Genomic DNA, 18,345 nt, shown 5'->3' with positions numbered 1-18,345 from the left:
ATTTATCATTAAAGTTATTATTTCGTTAACACATTTTTAATTATAAATACATTTTTAATTCTAATCAAACGTCACTTTCACAATTTATTGTAAGTTTATTAATAATTTAATCATATTTCCTCTTAAATACTCCTTTTTTCTATGTATACCGTAACAACACATTTGTTTTTTTATGAGATACATACTTTTACCACTTTACTTATTATTATGTAAATTAATTAATACATTAATAAATTTTATTGTTAAAGTTTATCCTTTTGAAGTAAACAAGATTAAAAAAGCATAAAAATTAGACCAATATATTTCTTAATAATATATTGATCTAATCTAAAAACTTTGATTTCTAATATTTAATTATCGCTATTCTAATTACTTATACATCCCTTTTTCTCTAAGTCGTCTGTTGGTTAATCTTTTTAATACCTTGAAAAAAACTCCAAAGATAGGTATGCCTATTAACATTCCCATAATTCCAAATAAACTTCCACCAACTAATATTGCAAACATAACCCATAAGGCTGATAATCCTATAGAACTACCTACGACTCTAGGATATATTAAGTTTCCCTCTAATTGCTGAAGAACTATTATAAATAATATAAACCATAAAGCTTTTATTGGATCTATTATTAAGATAATAAATGCTGATGGTATCGTTCCTAAAAAAGCTCCAAAAACAGGTATTAAAGCCGTTACCCCTATCATTACACTTATTAATAAAGCATATGGCATTTTAAAAATAGTCATTCCTATAAAACATAATACTCCTATAACTATAGCCTCAGTACATTGTCCTGCTATAAATTTAGAAAATGTATAATTGCACATTTCTCCAAGTTCAATAAGCCTGTCTGCCTTATCCTTTTTCATAAATGCATATATCATTAACTTTACTTGTCTTATTAGCGCTTCCTTACTAGCTAACATATATATTGCTAAAATTAAAGCTAAGAAAAAATTAACTATTCCAACTGTAACACCTAAAGTAAAATCTAATAAATATCCTAGGGAACTTCCAACAATCTGACCTGTAACTTTGAAAATTTCTCTCCACATATTAACAAGTTCATCTGTAAGGTTTTGCAAGATGACTTGCGATTGCGAATTATTTATTGCACTATCTTGTAGCATTTGCTCAAAAGCTATTAAATATCCTGGTACATTTTCTATCAAAGTAGTAATACTATTTGTTAGTTGAGGAATTATAAATATAGTAAGTATTGCTATTGCTAATACAAAAATAGCTAAAGTTATTGTTATTGATAATACTCTCTTAACACCCCTAACAAATTCTCCATTTCCTAAACATTTTTCTATTAATGTCATTGGAATGTTAAGAACAAATGCTATAGCTATTCCCCAAAGAAATGGTTTTATTATCTCTAAAAAATTTGACAAAAAACCTAATACCTCTTTTATATTTATAAATAAAAAAGTTAAAAATATTATATATGTGACTAAAAAAATATAATTTTTGAAATTTTTATTCTTGTATTCCAATATTGTTTTCTCCTAAACTCTAAATTGGTGTGAACTATCACCTTAAAAGATTTTTATTATTTCATCACTATATTATTGACCTAATTGAAAAATATTAATCTTTTATACACTAAATTTTCAAAAATATGATATAAAAAAAGTTTTTTTTAAATATATAATACCTATATAAATTATAAAAACTACATATATGGTTTACTTATAAACCATCTTAAGGTATAATCTAAATAAAGTTTACAATTAAACTATTTAAGGGGGAAGGTTAATGGATTTAAAAACTCTAAATCCTAACGGTAACGCATTTTTAGTTTCATTTACTAAAGCTAAAAAGACATATAAGAAATTTATATCACCAACTTTAAATGATTTAGGATTAACACATAATGAGTTTGAAATATTAGTTTTCTTACAAGAAAATTTAGAATACAACACAGCAAAAGATATAGTAGAATTTTCTGGTCTTTCAAAAGGATTAATTTCAAGATCTATAGAAAGCTTATTAAAAAAAGAAATGCTAACAATAAAAAAGGATGATAAAGATAAAAGAATAGTTAGACTTTATATATCTAACTCAGCTATTGAAACAATTAATTTTTTAAATAAAATAAGTAATGATTTTTGTAAATTGTTATTAGAAGGTTTAAAAGATGAAGAACTTATTTCCTTTGATAACATATTAAACAAAATGATTAAGAACCTAAATAACTTAAAAATTTAAATAGCTATACATAAAAAAATCTATAAACAGCTCTAAGATTCCTTATCTAGATGCTATTTATAGATTTTCTATATTTTTATACCATATATACTGATGAAATTATTTCACTTCATTTATATGCTCAAACATACTCTTTATATTTTTTAAATTTCCATACACAGTTATTTTATCGTAAGTTTCAAAAACATAATCAGGAGTTGGAAAATTAATAAATTTATCTCCCTTATCTATGTTTAAAACTTCAATTTCCATAGGTTTAAGTCCGCTATCCCTTATATTCTTTCCTATAATTGTGGCTTTACTTGAAAGATATATTTCATAAACACCAAATCCTCTAGTATGAGTTATTAATGTTAAGTGCTTTGAATTCAGCTTGTCCCAAATTTTAGATTGCACAATAAATTTTTCTATTTTATTTTCTAGTTTTTCAAGTAAAGAACTTTTATGAAAAAATAAAACAAATATAATAAATAATACTATTATTGCTATAGAACCTATATCTATAACACTACTGGTTATTATGTTTACTGCGAAGGATATTATAGTTGCTGTACTTGCGTAACTAAATCCCATAAGCCAAACAGCAAGTTTTCTTCTAGTAGGATGTTGAACTATTATTTCACTTTCCTTTGTTGTAAACCCCGTTCCTGTTAAAAGAGAAGTAACCTGAAATCTTGCTTTTTCTATAGGAACTCCTGTAAGTCTAAATAATATAGCAAAAAAGTCTACTATAATTAAAAATATCATTAAAAATAAAATAAATGTAAGTACTAAAACCAAAACTTCTCTCCTCCCTAATAACTTTTAAATTAGGTTCTATTTTAGGTGAATGCTGATTTTTAGCTAGACTTTCAGATCCATCTAAAAATCAACACTATTTTAAAACATAACCTTAAATTAATATATTGCAAACTAACAATCTCTCTGATAATTCATCCTCTAATTTAATTTTTGATTTATTATCGATTGACTTTTGCTCAGTACTATTGCCTGTAATTTTAGATAAAACTCCTAAAAGTAATAAAACTATAAGCAGAATCTCTCCTGCAGTTACAATCATTCTTATTAATTTCATATACCCTCCTAGTAAAGAGTTTTATAAATTTTTACTATATCATCAATACTCATAGGTACGTAATTATTTTTTAATAATCTTTGTTGATTTTTTATAACACTATCAGCAAATATATCTATTTCTTCTATTTTCATTCCATATTCTTTTAAATCTTTTCTTCTGATAAGGTTATTTAATAAATTTTCTAACTCTAAATAACATTCTTTTTCATCTGAATTAACAATATTACTTATTAATCTTGTTAGTTCATTAATCTTTCCTTTTGCATTATTTTTCTTATAAAAATTAAGTACTGCCATTAAAAATTCATAATTTGCTTCTCCATGAGGAACATGATATTTACCACCTAAAGGATATGATAATGCATGAACTGCACCAACTCCTGCATTTCCAAAGGCTATTCCTGCATAATTACTTGCGATTAGGAACTTATCCATTATAGCATTTCTATACTCTTCTCCATTGTTTATTACATCCTTATAACCACTTAAAATCATTTCTATAGCTTTTAAAGCAAATAAATCTGTATAAGGAGTCGAATTTGGAGATAAAAATCCCTCAATACTATGAATCAAAGCATCAATTGAGCTATAAACAAAAGCTTTATAAGGCATTGTTTTACAAAGTTCAGGAATTAAAACTGCCTTGTCTGCATAAATTTCATCTATAGCTAATCCAAGCTTCGTATTTTCACTCTTTATCTCAACGATAGATATGTTAGTAACTTCACTGCCAGTACCACAAGTTGTAGGCACAATAACAAGTTCCTTGTCTCTTATAACAGGAATTTCTCTTTTAAATAATTTTTTTGTACTATCTACGTCTTTTAAAGATAAAAGCTTTCCTACATCTAATATAGATCCTCCACCAATCGCTATAACTCTATGAAAATCTAAATCTTTTATATCCTTAAAAATTTCATCTACAACTTCGTCATTTGGCTCATTAAAATCATACTTATCTTTTAATATATAATTACATTTTAAATTTAGCTCTTCAAAACTTCCCTTATATATTCTTTTATTAGTAAAAACTAAATCTTTTTCTCCTAAATTTAATTCTTTTGCAAAATCATAAGCATTATTAAAGCTTAATATTTCTGTATTTAAACTAAAAAGTTTCATTATAATCACCTACTAAACTAATAAAATATTTTTTTCAATTTCAAAATCAACAATCATATAAAAAGAGCCTGAAGTTAAATCAGTATATTTATGCTCCTTAATTTTATTTACAATATATTAATAATTTTATTATACTAAACTTTCTATTCTTACTCCAACACAAATTATATACAGTAAATTCTTAAAATAAGTTTTTGTAAAAAATTAAAATAAAAAACCTATAAATGTTACATAAAACCCTGCAACATTTATAGATTTTAATCATTATATGTAATATAAAAATTTAAATTTATAAATTTATCTTATAAATAATATTCTGAATTAATCTACCTGTCTTAAAAGTCTTTTCATAACATCATTAACTTTTGCTATTCCAAGATCTTCATGTGCCATAACCATTATTAATTTTACATCATTATAAGACATATCCCATTTATATGATCTTATATCTAAAACAGCATCTTCTGGCATGTATTCAAATATCATTCCAGCAACTTCTTCTGCTAAATCTAAATAATCTTCAAAAAGCTCTTCATCATTTAAAGTCTTAAGATTATTATTCTCTTTTATAAGTCCTCTTAATATATCCATATCTATGCTTAACTTAAAAGCAACTATATCCTCTCTTTTTGAACTTTTACATAAATCACTTACAACCTTAGCATCAGTATTGTGTTCTATCTCTTTTTTTATTTCTTCACTATCTAAAACTCTGTTTCCAAATGCAACATACATGTAAATTACCTCCTTAGTTATTTCTATAAAACTATCTAAAAACTTTAATTAAACTATATTTTAATCTAATTAAAATCATCTTTCTAAAATCTACCTATATATTTATAACATTTGTTCACTCAATATTACAAGTAATATTTTGATTTTTATTCTATTTGATACTAAGAAAATAGTTTTTCAATAATTCCAGTATGTTCTAGTAATATATTTATACCTATAAGTATTAAAATTACTCCTCCAATTATCTCAGCGTAATTTTTAAATATATCGCCTAACTTTTCTCCTATTATTACTCCTAAAAAACATAAAACAAAAGTTATAACGCCAATTATTATTACAGATTGAACTATAGAAATTCCTAAAAATGCAAAGCTAACTCCAACTGCTAATGCATCAATACTAGTTGCAATAGCTAATATTGTAAGATTTTTAGTACTTAATTCATCATTACTACTACGAACCATTTCTAGACCACTATCTTCAAATGCCTCTAAAGTTACTGAAACCTCTCCTTTCTCTTCTCTCTTTTCTTTTATTGCTTCAAAAATCATCTTTCCTCCGATTAAGCTTAATAATATGAAAGCTATCCAATGGTCAAAAGCCTTTATATAATCAGCAAAGTATCTTCCAGCTCCCCACCCTATTAGTGGCATAATCGCTTGAAATCCTCCAAAAAATAAAGCAACTTTTAATGCATCCTTAACTCTTATTCTTGTAAGTGTTATTCCTTTTGCAACCGATACAGCAAAAGCATCCATAGCAAGCCCAAAACCAGTTAAAACAATTGATAAAATACTCATAACAAACACATCCTCCTACTTATTAAAATATGCATAAAAAAAGACTTATATGCAGCAAAAAAAACTGCATATAAGTCTCGCTATTTAAGACTAAGCCAGACCAAATTTCTTTGATCAATTTGTTGACTTAATCACTCATTCAACTTGAGCTAACTACTCCCTCATATGGAAACAAAGTTTATTAAATACCTAAAAACTTTATCATAAATATTTATAAAAATCAAGTATATATTAAATTCAGCGTAAAGTATTCAATATAATTATTTTTATTCTTTAAGTTCACTTACCCAATTATAATCAACCTGAAAATCTTTTCCTTCTTCTAAAATAAAATAAAGATATAAATAAATTTATTCTTTTAATAAATTCATTTATATCCTTATATTAATGCTTTGACTTTTAGGTTTTTGAACTTAATTATTTCCCACAACATCTTTCATGAGACTTAATTTTATCTGCCATTTTTTCTTCTTCTTTTCTGACTTCAGCCATTTTTTCTTTTTCTATTTTCATTGTGTGTTCACTGTCCCAATGACTTATTTTATGATTTTTTGCCATATAAAACACCTTCTTACATTTAAATATTAGCATAGGTAACTTTAAATTTTAGGTAAGGAGTCTAGCTTCAAAGTCATCCTCATCATCAATTTCATAATACTCTTATGCTAAACTTTTGTAAAAATCAATAACTCTTTATTTTAATGCATATATACTTAAAATATTCCATTTTTCATAAAGTTCAATGTATTTTCTTTATATTATTAACTCTATCATCCTATTTTTAAAAATAACTTATAATAAGACTAATTCTAATAAAATACCTTCTTCTTTATTAAAATACTATTCATTAAAATAAAAAAAAATTAAGAAACTTATAGTTTCAAAACTACAAGTCCCTTAAATTTTATTAAATAGCATTTTTATTTACAGTTAATATTGTTTCTTCACCAACTTCAGAAAGCTTATATTGATATCCGTCCTTTTCCCATTTATAAACTTTAGAATCGCCGTTTTCTTCATCATTACTAATCTTTGGTTCACCTAAGCTTTCTTTAATACTTCCTAATATGTTATCAGGTTTTATTCCTTTAAAATGGACACTTACAGCACTTATATTCTTAGAATCATCAAGTTCTAGTACTAAACTTGCATCATAGTTAAACATTCTTATAGAATAGCTTGAAGATACGATAACCTTCTTTCCTTCAACTTCTTCTATTTTTTCAGTTCCAGTTCCTTTGCTTGCTGTTACTTCATCATAGGTTTTTCCTACGTAAGTACTTAAATCATTAAAGTTAGTTTGATTTTGAGTGCTTTGTTGAATATTAGAATTATTACTATTAGTATTAGCTTTATCACTAGAATTAGTACAACCAACAAATGATACAACTAATAAAGAAGTTATTATTAAACTAGCAACAATTTTTTTCCTATTCATTATTTCTTCTCCCCCGACTCTTTCTCTTATGTATTTTCCCTGACATGCAAATATATAATCATTTGCACAATAACTTTATTATAATATATTTTGTATAACTATAGGTTAAAAAATTTATTTTTATTTACTAACTTTAAATGGATTACCAGTGTAAATCCAGCTATTTTCATAAAATAATGTGAACCATAAGAAATTAATAAAGAAAATATACCATAAATTATTTCCTGTGGTAAATCCTTTAAGCCCAATTAATGAAATTAATCCTAAAAATCCTAGATATCTATGTTTGTTATATTTCATAATATCCCTCCTAGTGAATATTTCTTATTTTAATTATACTATATTCACTAGGTAATTTTTACTATTTAAAACTCAATTTACTAACTTAAAGTATATTTATACTCAGGTCTTCCAACATTTCCGCTAGTTAATGTTACATTAACTTTCTTTATATTTTCTAAGTAATCCATATATTTCTTTATAGTTACATTACTTATTTTAAGCTCATAAGCTATCTCTCTTAACGTCCATATTTTCCCCTGATTTTCTTTTAAAAACTCTAAAATTCTCTCTAATGTTTTTTCATTTAGTCCTTTAGGCAACTCAAATTTTTCCTCTGAAATCTTTGAAATAACATCTATATCCTTCTGACTTAAAGAAGGTCCTTTATTTAACATATTATTTTTTTGCTTATATTTGTTTACTGCTTCTTCAAATCTCTCAAACTCAAAAGGCTTAACTAAATAATCAATTATTCCATAAGCAAAGGCTCTCTTCACCTCTTCAACACTATTAGCTGCTGTTATCATTATCACATCAGTTAAATACTTTTTATATCTTAAGCTTTTTAATATATCAATTCCATTTTTTTTAGGAAGGTATACATCTAAAAGTATTAAGTCAACCTCTTCTTCATCTAAAACTTTTATTATCTCTTCCTCTGTTTGCACTGGCCCTAATATATTTCTAAAGCCCATATTTTCTAAATATCTTTTATTTATAAGAGCCACCATTGGATCATCTTCCACTATAAGTATCTTCTTCACCATAATTTTCTCCTTTTAAAATAGTTATAATAAATATTTTTTCTCCATTGAATTCCTCAATATCAATACAACCATCATAAAGTTCCACTCTATTCTTAACTAATGATAATCCTGTTCCTCTTCCTTCTCCCTTTGAGGAAACTCCTAGTTCAAATATTTTTTCTTTTATGTTCTTATCTATAGCCTTCCCATTATCTCTAACTTGCATTTCAATTTTTTCATCATCTTCATATAAAGTCACTTCAACTTGTTTATTTTCAGTATCTGAAGATGCACAAGAATCAAAGGCATTCTCTATAAGATTACCTAAAATAGTAACAATATCATATGAATCAACATAATTATGTCTTCCAAACAAGAAGGATTCCTCTGTTAAAATGAACTCCACACCTTTTTCCTTTGCAACTAGCTCTCTACTAAGAAGTAATCCTCTAACATAATAATCTTCTATGCTTGAAAACTTTAAGGAATTATCCTCATGCATTTTTTGTGTTTTTAATATGTACTTTCTAGCTTCTTCATATTCTCCTAACTGAATTAACCCTAAAATTACATGAAGATTATTTCTAAATTCATGTACATTAGCTCTTAGGTTTTTAACAACTTCATCAACACCAGTTATCTCTTTAGCAATCTTTCTAATATCATTTCTATCCATTAAAGTTATTACAGAGCCTAAGTATTCCCCATTTTTCAAAATAGGATGTATGTTTATGAATACCTTTTTCCCTTGTACTATAATTTCCTTCATCTCTACTGATTTATTTTTTTCTATATAAGGAACTAATTTTTTTAAAGCTCTTTCTTTTGAAAATCCATCTATAAGCTTATAGCAATTTTCATTTACCTCTGTTATTTCATTATTTTTATTTAATGCTATAATTCCTTCGCTTACCGTATTTAATATAATTTTCTTTTCCTTATAAAGAGTCGCAATCTCCTCTGGTTCCATTCCTAAAATTGCTCTTTTAACCTCTCTAGCAAAAAGTTTAGATATCAATATAGTAATTGAAAAAACTATTATAAAAAGCCACATATATTTTACTAAAGTCTTGTGAGTTAATAATTGAATTTCATTATAATATTTTCCTACCATAACAAATCCAACTTGCTTACCATTATACATTATAGGTTGAAACCATCTTAAGGTTTCTCCCATTGATCCTTGCATTAAGGAATAATAACTAGATCCATATTCTAAAACATCTTTTTTATCATTATTTACAAATACTGTTCCTATCTGCCCTTCATCTAAATGAGAGTATTTAACCCCTCTCATATCAGCCACAACAATTATGTCTACATCCTTTCTAGATTCAATAAACTGTTTAGTATATTCTTGAATCTTCGGATTTATTTTCCCTTTACTAAGACTCTCTTGAACGAAAGGTGTTTGGCTTATACTAAAGGCTGTTTCTTTTAAAGTATTTCTTATTCCTTCATCCATATAGGAAATCTTATCTTCTATAAATAAAGTAAAAGATAAAGCTAAAGGAATAAAGGCGATAAGTATAGCCCATAGTAATATTTTATTTTCAAATTTTACTTTCATAGCTTTCACCACCGTGAAGGAATTATATCATATTAATAAAATTACTCCAATTATCTTTTGAATTTTATTTAATATTTTTCATAAAAAAAGAGTATATCATAATTTATAAACCTAGAAAATATAATTTATATCTTCTTAGTAATTAAATTATTGATATACTGCTTTTTTCATTTATTTAAGTCTAATTTTAATTACCCTAAATAACACTCTATTTTCATTATGCTATTGCATTCTTACAAGTATTTCCCTCTAAATACTCTTTTAAGTTTTCATATGATATTCCTATCATATTTCTTAAAGCCTCATCTGTATATGAGCCCATATGAGGAGTTACTAAAGCTCTTGGGTATAATCCTATTAATTTTTCATATGATTCATTTTCTAACTTTTGTCCTTCTAAATCCTTGAAGAATACTGCTGATTCACCTTCTAAAACGTCAGTTCCGAATCCACCTAATTTTCCTGCTTCAAGAGCTTTCACTATAGCCTCTACGTCTTGTAATTCTCCTCTTGCAGTGTTGATTATGATAGCATCATCTTTCATTTTTGATATGAATTCTTCATTAATCATGTGGTAGTTTTGACCTTTTATATATGGCATATGTACTGATATTACATCAGAAACTTTTAAAACTTCATCTAAAGGCATAAATTCAACTACTTCCTTAGCAGCATCGCTTTGGAATACATCGTATGCTACAACCTTAGCTCCTAAGCCTTTAAATAATTTGGCAGCTGTTAATCCGATTCTACCTGCCCCTAATATTCCAACTGTACAGTTTCTTATTTCTTTACTAAACATGAATCCATCTACTATAAAGTTCTTATTGCTTGTTCTATTAGTAGTGTATGCTGTATGTCTTAAAAGCATCATAGCTAAAGTTACCGCTAATTCTCCTATAGCGTTTGGTGAGTAACCAGGTACTCTAGCAACATGTAATCCTAAGTCTTTAGCTGCCTCTAAGTCAACATGATCGAACCCAACTGTTCTAGTTAAAACATATTTAAGTCCCTTACTCTTTAAAAGTTCTAAGTTTTGTCTATCAGCCATGCAGTTTCCTCTTACCATTATAGCTTCAGCTCCGATAGCTTCTTCTACATTTTCATGGTTTAAGTTTTTCTCAACTAAAGTTAAGTTATATCCGAACTCTTCATTTAATTTATGGAAGTATGGTACCTCTGTTTCTCTTACTCCATAACATACTAATTTTATCATATGAAAATCCTCCTCTTTTTCCCCATCTTTTCTACTTTATTTTAAATTTGAAACTGAATTTTTCTATATTAAATATAAGTGAAATAATATTTGAATGAGTGATTAGAAATTCATTGTTTATGGAATAGATTCAGCGTTAAGAAGCGAAAACTGTCCGAAGTGAAGCAAGTTTTTGAGCTTTAGCTGAATCTATGGAATAAACAATAGAAATTCTTCATGAAATTCAATAATTATTGAACTATATTTAATATGAAAAATATGTTTTTAATTCTAAAAATGTTTATTACTATTTAAATATCTATGCTATTATGCGAATACGCCTAAATTCTTGATTATTTCTAAAAGTACTATCCAGAATGGCATTGCTACTACGGCAACAACTGTTGATAATAATGAACAGTTTGATGTTAATAAAGCTTCCTTATCAAAGCTTATTGCATAAGCCGCTGCAACTGTTGCTGTTGGAGTTGCTAACATGATAACTGTTGTAGCCATTCCTTCGAATGAAACTGGTAATATACCTGTTTTAGTTAATACTACTAATAATACTAAGTTTATAGCTGGAACTAACATTATTTTTATTAAACTGTATATCCATGGATCTTTTTGTCCTACAGCCTGCTTAAATGGTACCTCTGCTAAAGTAATACCTATAGCTAACCAAGCAAGTGGTGAACATAACTTATCTAAATATGTAAGTGGTTGATATAACCATGGTAAAGTTTTATCTATTCTTAAGAAAGCATAGCTCTTATCTCCAATTTGAACTTGTGGTAACATTCCTTGGAATAACCATATGAATAATCCTAAGAATGTTGCTATAATAACTGGATTTAATAACATTTCTTTTAAATTCTTCTTCATGTTTTCTTTGTCCATTTTTACACCAGACATTTTTATGTATCCATATGAATATAAGAAAACTCTGTATGCTATATTAAATATTGATGAGTACATAGCACCTACTGAACCATAAACAGCTTTAACTATTGGAACTCCAAAGAAAGTTGTTGATCCAAATATAGTAAGTACTCTAAATACGTCTTGCTTGTCTCCTTTAACTCTTGCAAAGATAAACTTTGTTAAGACGATTAATAATATGTAAACTACAAATCCCCATATTAAAATATTAATACCTTCTTGTAATTCCTTTTGGTTAACATCTTTCATGAATGAAGTGAATGCTAATGCTGGAATTGCAACTGTTAAAACTACTTTAGTTAATATTTTTGATGCAGTACCTGATACTATATTTCTTTTTCTAATATAAAATCCTAAAAATATAATTGCTATTGATGAAAATATTGCACCTATAATTGCATTATCTGTAAGTGTTTTTTGAATGATTTCTAACATTCTTAACCTTCCTCCTATTTTGTGTTTTTTTTAACATTTAAAATCATGTTGTTTTTTGTCGAATCTTTTCCTTACAAGAATTATTGTACAAGCCTTGCCTCTTTCAAACAATTTATTTAAGTTTTTAAATAATTATTTAAGTTATTTAAGTTAAATAATTAACAATTAAAATATTTATTTAAAATAAGAAAAAGTTCTTAAAATAGCTTTATAAGCCACTTTAAGAACTCTAATCCGTATATGTATTTAGTTTTTTATTTTGAAAAAAGCAAAAATCTAACTTCATTATTTAAAAATTCGTTTGTTAATTGTTTAATTATTAATTTGGAACTTAAAGGTATATAATCCTTTAAAGCATCCTCTATAAGTGAAATTTCATTTAAATTTATATAATTATTGCTCATTAATATTAATTTAAATAAATTATCCCTTTGAATTTTAGAAAAATCACTTAAAATCTTCAATATTATATCGCCCGAAAAATTTTCACCTTTTCCTTTACCTAAAGTTAATTTGCATTTAGCTAGTTCCTTTCTATAAAAAAACCATTTGTCATACAAATCATTTTTTAACGAAATAAAATCAACAAAACTATGAACAAACTCTTTTAAATCCACATCATAATTATTTAATAATAATGATATCTCTTCAATTTCTGAGTTAAACTCTATAATTCTATTAAATACTGCTTCTTCATTAAATATAATTAATACCTTTTCTGAGCTTACTTCTTTAAAAAGCTCATTTAATCTATTAAAAAATAACTTCATACTCTCTTTTGGAATATCACTTCCTCTATTTAACGAGTCAAAAAAAATTATATTAATTTCTTTTTTTTTCTTAATGCCTTTATTTAATTTAAATAAGTCTTTAAATGAAAAATTCTCATTTAGACACCTATTAATGAAATTTTTAGTTTCTAATGAAAAAAAATCAATAACAGCACCTTTTTTATTTAAGCATACTCTTTTAAAATTCTCTTCCTCATTATCTACCTTCTCTAAATTACTGTTATAAATTTTCTTATGTTCAAAAATACTATTCCTCAAAGAATGATTTTCACAATTAAAAACCCTAAGAAGCCCCTCTTCTCTATGACTTAAGGTTTTATCCCCTAAGTACAAAAACCTAAATTTCATAAAAAACCTCACACCAACTAATTACTAAATAACATTCTATAAAACCCCAAATTATAAAATCTATTAGTAACTTTTCTATTTATTTAGATAAAACTAGCTTATTTATCTACTTCAACTAATTACAATTATATCATAGTAATTTCTTTACTCCCCTTTAAAAAAGTAAAATTATTTAATAATAGACTTTATATTAGGTAAACAATTATTTTTAGACTATATTTTATTTGTAAATAAAAATATAAGATTATCTTAATTAATGTCTAAGCTAGTATGTACCTCTTAACTTTACTGAGATATGTGAGTTCAAAATATATAGTTAGAAATTTTGATTTCCACTTTAAATTACTCTATGTCTGAAAATTCAACTAAATATCACTCTTAGCTTAAATATATAAAAAATATAGCTGATATGAGCAGAGAAAACATTCACTCTCTAAGCTCTATCAGCTATAATTAAAAATTTTATTTAAATTTTATTTCTTTATTATGAAGCACTACTTTGTTCAAATTGGCTATTATAAAGTGATGAATAGAATCCACCTTTCTTTAGAAGTTCTTCATGATTTCCTTGTTCAACTATATCCCCATCTTTCATAACAAGGATTAAGTCTGCATCACGTATAGTAGACAGTCTATGAGCTATAATAAAGCTTGTTCTGCCTTCCATAAGTTTCTCCATAGCCTTTTGTATTAAAAGTTCTGTACGAGTATCTACTGAACTTGTAGCTTCATCAAGTATTAATAATTTAGGATCTTTTAAGAAAGCTCTAGCAATTGTTAAAAGTTGTTTTTGTCCTTGTGATATATTACTTGCTTCTTCATTTAAGACCATATTATATCCATCTGGTAAAGTTTTTACGAAATGATCAACATGAGCAACCTTAGCTGCTTCTTTAACCTCTGCATCAGTTGCATCTAATCTTCCATAACGTAAGTTCTCCATTATTGTTCCATTGAATAACCATGTATCTTGAAGAACCATTCCAAATAAATTACGTAAGTCTTCACGTTTAAAGTCTCTTATATCATGACCATCAATCTTAATACTTCCACTATTTATATCATAGAATCTCATTAATAACTTAACTATTGTTGTTTTACCAGCTCCAGTAGGCCCAACTATAGCAACCTTTTGACCTGGCTTAACATCTACTGAGAAATCATTTATGATTATTTTATCTGGGTTATATCCAAAGTGAACATCTTCAAAATCAACTTCACCTTTTATCTCTGAAGTATCTATTGAAGTTTCTGGATCCTTAACTTCGTCTTCTTCATCTAAGAATTCAAATACTCTCTCAGCTGCAGCTGCTGTTGATTGCATTATATTAGCAACCTGAGCCATTTGTGCTATTGGTTGGTTGAATGAACGTACATATTGTATAAACGCTTGTATATCTCCAACTGTTATAATACTTCTAACTGTTAACCATCCACCAAGTATTGTAACTAAAACATATCCTAAGTTCCCTACAAAAGACATGATTGGCATCATCATACCTGATAAAAATTGTGATTTCCAAGCTGATTTATATAAAGTATCATTTAATTCATTAAAATCCTTAGTTGAAGCTTCTTCTCTATTAAAAGCTTTCATTATATTGTGTCCGCCATAAACCTCTTCTACTTGACCATTAAGATGTCCTAAGTATTCTTGTTGAGATTTAAAGTATTTTTGAGATTTCTTAACAACTAATGATATAAGAATCATTGAAACTGGTAATATTATGAATGTTGCTAAAGTCATAATCCAACTTATTGAGAACATCATAATTAATACACCAATTAAAGTAACTACTGAAGTTATTATCTGTGATAAACTTTGGTTTAAAGTTTGGCTGACAGTATCAACATCATTTGTAATTCTTGATAAAACTTCTCCATTTGTTCTTGTATCAAAGTATTTAAGTGGTAAAGTATCCATCTTTTCTGAAATTTGTTTTCTTAAATTATAAGAAACCTTTTGAGCAACACCTGCCATTATGAAGGATTGTATAAATCCAAATAAGGCACTGACTAAGTATAAAGCTACTAAAATTATAGCTATATTACCAATGTATCCAAAATCTATAGAGGCATTTGGAACACCACTTATTTTTTCCATTATTCCTTCAAATAATTTTGTAGTTGCCTTACCTAAAATTTTAGGTCCAACTATTGAGAAGGCAGCACTTCCTATAGCAAATAATATTACTATAGCTATAGATAAACTATAAGGCTTTAAGTAAACCCCAAGCTTTTTCATTGTTCCTTTAAAATCTTTTGCTTTTTCAACAGCTCTTGGACCGCCACCCATTCTACCCATTGGGCCGCCCATTCCGCCTTTTCTTTCTTTACTCATTACCTAGCTCCTCCTTTGAAAGTTGAGATAAAGCTATTTGCTTATAAACCTCACAATTTTCTAGAAGTTCTTTATGAGTTCCTTTACCAACAACCTTACCCTCATCAAGTACGATTATTTGATCAGCTCCCATAATTGTGCTTATTCTTTGTGCAACTATAAGCATAGTACTATGTGATGTTTTCTCATTAAGAGCTTTTCTAACAGCAGCATCTGTCTTAAAGTCAAGAGCTGAGAAACTATCATCAAAAATATATACATCTGGATTTTTTACTAAAGCTCTTGCAATAGAAAGTCTTTGTTTTTGTCCACCAGATACGTTAGTACCACCTTGTGAAATCTCTTCTGCATATTTTAAAGCCTTAGTATTTATGAATTCAGAAGCTTGAGCAATATTTGCTGCTTCTTCTAAATCTTCTAAAAGAGCATCCTCATCACCATATTTTAAGTTACTTTCAATAGTACCTGAGAATAATACTCCTTTTTGAGGAACATATCCTATTTTCTCTCTTAAATCATGTTGTGAAACATTTCTTATATCTGTTCCATCAACTAAGATTTCTCCTTCTGTAACATCATAGAAACGTGGTATTAAGTTAACTAAAGTAGACTTACCACTACCAGTTCCCCCAATAAATGCAGTTGTTTTACCTGGCTTTGCAGTGAATGAAATATCTTTTAAAACATATTCCTCTGCACCTGGATACTTGAATGAAACATCCTTAAATTCAACATATCCTTTTTTGCTTTCATTAAATTCATTTTTCTTTTCAGGATCTTTTATACTTTCTTCAGTTTCTAAAACTTCAGCTATACGTTGGCCTGAAACTGATGCTCTTGGAAGCATTACTGATACCATAGATATCATTAAGAATGCCATGATGATTTGCATAGTATATTGGATAAATGCCATCATATCTCCAACTTGCATAACACCATCATTTACATTGTGAGCACCAACCCAAACTATAAGAACAGTTATAAGGTTCATTATAAGCATCATAAGTGGCATCATTCCACCCATTATTCTATTAACAAAAAGGTTTGTTCTAGTAAGATCTTTGTTTACTCCATCAAACTTCTCTTCTTGATACTTTTCTGTGTTAAAAGCACGAATTACTAACATACCTGTAAGTGATTCACGAGCTACTAAGTTAAGTTTATCAACAAGTTTTTGAACTAACTTGAATTTTGGTATAGCTAGTCCAAACATAACTATTACTAATGAAAGTATAGCAGCTAGTGCTACAGCAATTATCCATGACATTCCAGTATCAGTTTTTACAACTCTGAAAATACCTCCTAGACCTAAAATAGGTGCATAGAAAACTATTCTTAGAAGCATAACCATAAGAGTTTGTATTTGTTGAATATCGTTTGTACTACGTGTTATAAGTGATGCTGTAGAAAACTTATCAAATTCTGCATTTGAAAATCTAACAACTTTTCCAAAAACCATACCACGAAGATTTCTTCCAAATCCAGCAGCAACTCTTGAAGCAATTAATGTTACTGATACAGCAGCAACCATACTTCCTAAGGCTAAAAGAATCATTATTCCTCCAGTTCTTAGTATATATTGACTTTGTATCTTTTCTACGCTCATACCTAAATCAGCATATTGAGTTTTAATAAAAGATGCAGCTGTTTGAGTAATCATACTCTCTGGCATATCTGAAAACTTATCATTGATTTGTTTTAACATGTCATCTTTTTGAGCTTCAGGCATATTTTTTATCATAAAGAATGGATCTGTGTTAGCAGGTAAGCCTTTCATTTGATCACCTGTTGGTGCCTTTGCCTCCATAGATGCTTGAACTTTTTCAGCATTACCTGTAGAATTAGCATTTCCTGTTAATTCCTGTAATCCCTTTTCTTCAATTCCACCAACAATAATTATTGCTTTTCCCATAATAGGATTTAATTCATTTATAACATCTTTATCTTTTGTGTTTAGCTTATAAATTGCCTCATTCTCTAAAGCTGGATAATCATTAACATATTTATCATAATCACTTTGAGATAGAGTGTTTTTATCTAACAATATATAATTGCTTTCTACTTTTTCTTTTTCATCTTTGCTCATAAATAGTGTTAGTTTATCGAATTCTGATTGACTAATCACTTTAGGAACAGCATTTTCTATACCACCTTGCTGAATTCCTACGTTAACAATGTTTGACATATAATCCGGTAATGATAAATCAAACATTGCTTGAGCAAAAAGAAGTACTATAACAGCTAAAATTGATGCAGTAAATGGTTTTAAGTATTTAATTAGCTTTGACATCTATTTACCTCTTTTCTT

General features: G+C 27.3%; 17 protein-coding genes. 1 reads left to right on the top strand and 16 read right to left on the bottom strand.

From position 1 onward, the window contains the following. Window positions 1–369: 369 nt before the first annotated feature. Window positions 370–1,500: an AI-2E family transporter gene (locus tag AC2JAQ_RS02505; RefSeq protein WP_488457749.1), complete on the bottom strand. Its 1,131-nt coding sequence runs from the start codon at window positions 1,498–1,500 to the stop codon at window positions 370–372. Window positions 1,501–1,762: 262 nt separating this feature from the next. On the opposite strand from AC2JAQ_RS02505, the gene AC2JAQ_RS02500 reads away from it, so the two are divergent. Beyond that, window positions 1,763–2,215, top strand: coding sequence for a MarR family winged helix-turn-helix transcriptional regulator (locus AC2JAQ_RS02500; protein ID WP_488457748.1), 453 nt, complete (start codon window positions 1,763–1,765; stop codon window positions 2,213–2,215). 99 nt (window positions 2,216–2,314) lie between these two features. On the opposite strand, the gene AC2JAQ_RS02495 is transcribed toward AC2JAQ_RS02500, so the two are convergent. The 15 genes from AC2JAQ_RS02495 to AC2JAQ_RS02425 form a co-directional block, all read right to left on the bottom strand. After that, a complete protein-coding gene (locus AC2JAQ_RS02495; RefSeq protein ID WP_488457747.1) occupies window positions 2,315–2,995 on the bottom strand; it encodes a TrkA C-terminal domain-containing protein in 681 nt (226 codons plus the stop codon). 112 nt (window positions 2,996–3,107) lie between these two features. Beyond that, window positions 3,108–3,290 (bottom strand): hypothetical protein, encoded by a 183-nt coding sequence (locus AC2JAQ_RS02490; protein WP_488457746.1) that lies wholly within the window; start codon window positions 3,288–3,290, stop codon window positions 3,108–3,110. 8 nt (window positions 3,291–3,298) lie between these two features. Beyond that, the gene (locus AC2JAQ_RS02485) at window positions 3,299–4,414 is read right to left on the bottom strand and encodes a 4-hydroxybutyrate dehydrogenase (protein WP_488457745.1); all 1,116 of its coding nucleotides are present in this window, start codon (window positions 4,412–4,414) and stop codon (window positions 3,299–3,301) included. Window positions 4,415–4,735: 321 nt separating this feature from the next. Further along, on the bottom strand, window positions 4,736–5,149 hold the full coding sequence (locus tag AC2JAQ_RS02480; RefSeq protein ID WP_488457744.1) for a hypothetical protein: 414 nt from the start codon (window positions 5,147–5,149) through the stop codon (window positions 4,736–4,738). 161 nt (window positions 5,150–5,310) lie between these two features. Further along, the gene (locus AC2JAQ_RS02475) at window positions 5,311–5,949 is read right to left on the bottom strand and encodes a manganese efflux pump MntP (RefSeq protein ID WP_488457743.1); all 639 of its coding nucleotides are present in this window, start codon (window positions 5,947–5,949) and stop codon (window positions 5,311–5,313) included. Between the two features lie 417 nt (window positions 5,950–6,366). Beyond that, window positions 6,367–6,507 (bottom strand): hypothetical protein, encoded by a 141-nt coding sequence (locus AC2JAQ_RS02470; RefSeq protein ID WP_488457742.1) that lies wholly within the window; start codon window positions 6,505–6,507, stop codon window positions 6,367–6,369. Between the two features lie 349 nt (window positions 6,508–6,856). After that, window positions 6,857–7,387, bottom strand: coding sequence for a hypothetical protein (locus AC2JAQ_RS02465; protein WP_488457741.1), 531 nt, complete (start codon window positions 7,385–7,387; stop codon window positions 6,857–6,859). Between the two features lie 120 nt (window positions 7,388–7,507). Next, on the bottom strand, window positions 7,508–7,687 hold the full coding sequence (locus tag AC2JAQ_RS02460) for a hypothetical protein (protein WP_488457740.1): 180 nt from the start codon (window positions 7,685–7,687) through the stop codon (window positions 7,508–7,510). An 80-nt stretch (window positions 7,688–7,767) separates the two neighbouring features. Continuing rightward, window positions 7,768–8,436: a response regulator gene (locus tag AC2JAQ_RS02455; RefSeq protein ID WP_488457739.1), complete on the bottom strand. Its 669-nt coding sequence runs from the start codon at window positions 8,434–8,436 to the stop codon at window positions 7,768–7,770. After that, window positions 8,405–9,985, bottom strand: a complete 1,581-nt coding sequence (locus AC2JAQ_RS02450; RefSeq protein ID WP_488457738.1) for an ATP-binding protein — start codon at window positions 9,983–9,985, stop codon at window positions 8,405–8,407. Before AC2JAQ_RS02450 ends, AC2JAQ_RS02455 begins: the two co-directional genes overlap by 32 nt. 217 nt (window positions 9,986–10,202) lie before the next feature. Next, window positions 10,203–11,201 carry a 2-hydroxyacid dehydrogenase gene (locus AC2JAQ_RS02445; RefSeq protein ID WP_488457737.1) on the bottom strand — a complete coding sequence of 333 codons (999 nt, stop codon included), beginning with the start codon at window positions 11,199–11,201 and terminating at the stop codon, window positions 10,203–10,205. Between the two features lie 306 nt (window positions 11,202–11,507). Next, entirely contained in the window at window positions 11,508–12,557 is a 1,050-nt protein-coding gene (locus AC2JAQ_RS02440; RefSeq protein ID WP_488457736.1) for an AEC family transporter, read from the bottom strand. 254 nt (window positions 12,558–12,811) lie between these two features. Then, window positions 12,812–13,696 (bottom strand): hypothetical protein, encoded by an 885-nt coding sequence (locus tag AC2JAQ_RS02435; protein ID WP_488457735.1) that lies wholly within the window; start codon window positions 13,694–13,696, stop codon window positions 12,812–12,814. Window positions 13,697–14,180: 484 nt separating this feature from the next. Further along, window positions 14,181–16,037: an ABC transporter ATP-binding protein gene (locus AC2JAQ_RS02430; protein WP_488457734.1), complete on the bottom strand. Its 1,857-nt coding sequence runs from the start codon at window positions 16,035–16,037 to the stop codon at window positions 14,181–14,183. After that, window positions 16,030–18,327, bottom strand: a complete 2,298-nt coding sequence (locus AC2JAQ_RS02425; protein ID WP_488457733.1) for an ABC transporter ATP-binding protein — start codon at window positions 18,325–18,327, stop codon at window positions 16,030–16,032. The genes AC2JAQ_RS02430 and AC2JAQ_RS02425 overlap by 8 nt, the downstream gene beginning before the upstream one ends. Between the last annotated feature and the right edge of the window lie 18 nt (window positions 18,328–18,345).

Source organism: Clostridium sp. LIBA-8553, assembly GCF_057782465.1.
The sequence above is the reverse complement of the archived record's forward strand: the minus strand, read 5'-3'. Positions and strand labels throughout refer to the sequence as shown.

What these genes read in the sequence shown, in the direction of transcription:
- AC2JAQ_RS02500 (WP_488457748.1), top strand. Translation starts at nt 1,763, where the DNA reads ATGGATTTAAAAACTCTAAATCCTAACGGTAACGCATTTTTAGTTTCA.
- AC2JAQ_RS02490 (WP_488457746.1), bottom strand. Translation starts at nt 3,290, where the DNA reads ATGAAATTAATAAGAATGATTGTAACTGCAGGAGAGATTCTGCTTATA.
- AC2JAQ_RS02485 (WP_488457745.1), bottom strand. Translation starts at nt 4,414, where the DNA reads ATGAAACTTTTTAGTTTAAATACAGAAATATTAAGCTTTAATAATGCT.
- AC2JAQ_RS02480 (WP_488457744.1), bottom strand. Translation starts at nt 5,149, where the DNA reads ATGTATGTTGCATTTGGAAACAGAGTTTTAGATAGTGAAGAAATAAAA.
- AC2JAQ_RS02475 (WP_488457743.1), bottom strand. Translation starts at nt 5,949, where the DNA reads ATGAGTATTTTATCAATTGTTTTAACTGGTTTTGGGCTTGCTATGGAT.
- AC2JAQ_RS02470 (WP_488457742.1), bottom strand. Translation starts at nt 6,507, where the DNA reads ATGGCAAAAAATCATAAAATAAGTCATTGGGACAGTGAACACACAATG.
- AC2JAQ_RS02465 (WP_488457741.1), bottom strand. Translation starts at nt 7,387, where the DNA reads ATGAATAGGAAAAAAATTGTTGCTAGTTTAATAATAACTTCTTTATTA.
- AC2JAQ_RS02460 (WP_488457740.1), bottom strand. Translation starts at nt 7,687, where the DNA reads ATGAAATATAACAAACATAGATATCTAGGATTTTTAGGATTAATTTCA.
- AC2JAQ_RS02455 (WP_488457739.1), bottom strand. Translation starts at nt 8,436, where the DNA reads ATGGTGAAGAAGATACTTATAGTGGAAGATGATCCAATGGTGGCTCTT.
- AC2JAQ_RS02450 (WP_488457738.1), bottom strand. Translation starts at nt 9,985, where the DNA reads ATGAAAGTAAAATTTGAAAATAAAATATTACTATGGGCTATACTTATC.
- AC2JAQ_RS02445 (WP_488457737.1), bottom strand. Translation starts at nt 11,201, where the DNA reads ATGATAAAATTAGTATGTTATGGAGTAAGAGAAACAGAGGTACCATAC.
- AC2JAQ_RS02440 (WP_488457736.1), bottom strand. Translation starts at nt 12,557, where the DNA reads ATGTTAGAAATCATTCAAAAAACACTTACAGATAATGCAATTATAGGT.
- AC2JAQ_RS02435 (WP_488457735.1), bottom strand. Translation starts at nt 13,696, where the DNA reads ATGAAATTTAGGTTTTTGTACTTAGGGGATAAAACCTTAAGTCATAGA.
- AC2JAQ_RS02430 (WP_488457734.1), bottom strand. Translation starts at nt 16,037, where the DNA reads ATGAGTAAAGAAAGAAAAGGCGGAATGGGCGGCCCAATGGGTAGAATG.
- AC2JAQ_RS02425 (WP_488457733.1), bottom strand. Translation starts at nt 18,327, where the DNA reads ATGTCAAAGCTAATTAAATACTTAAAACCATTTACTGCATCAATTTTA.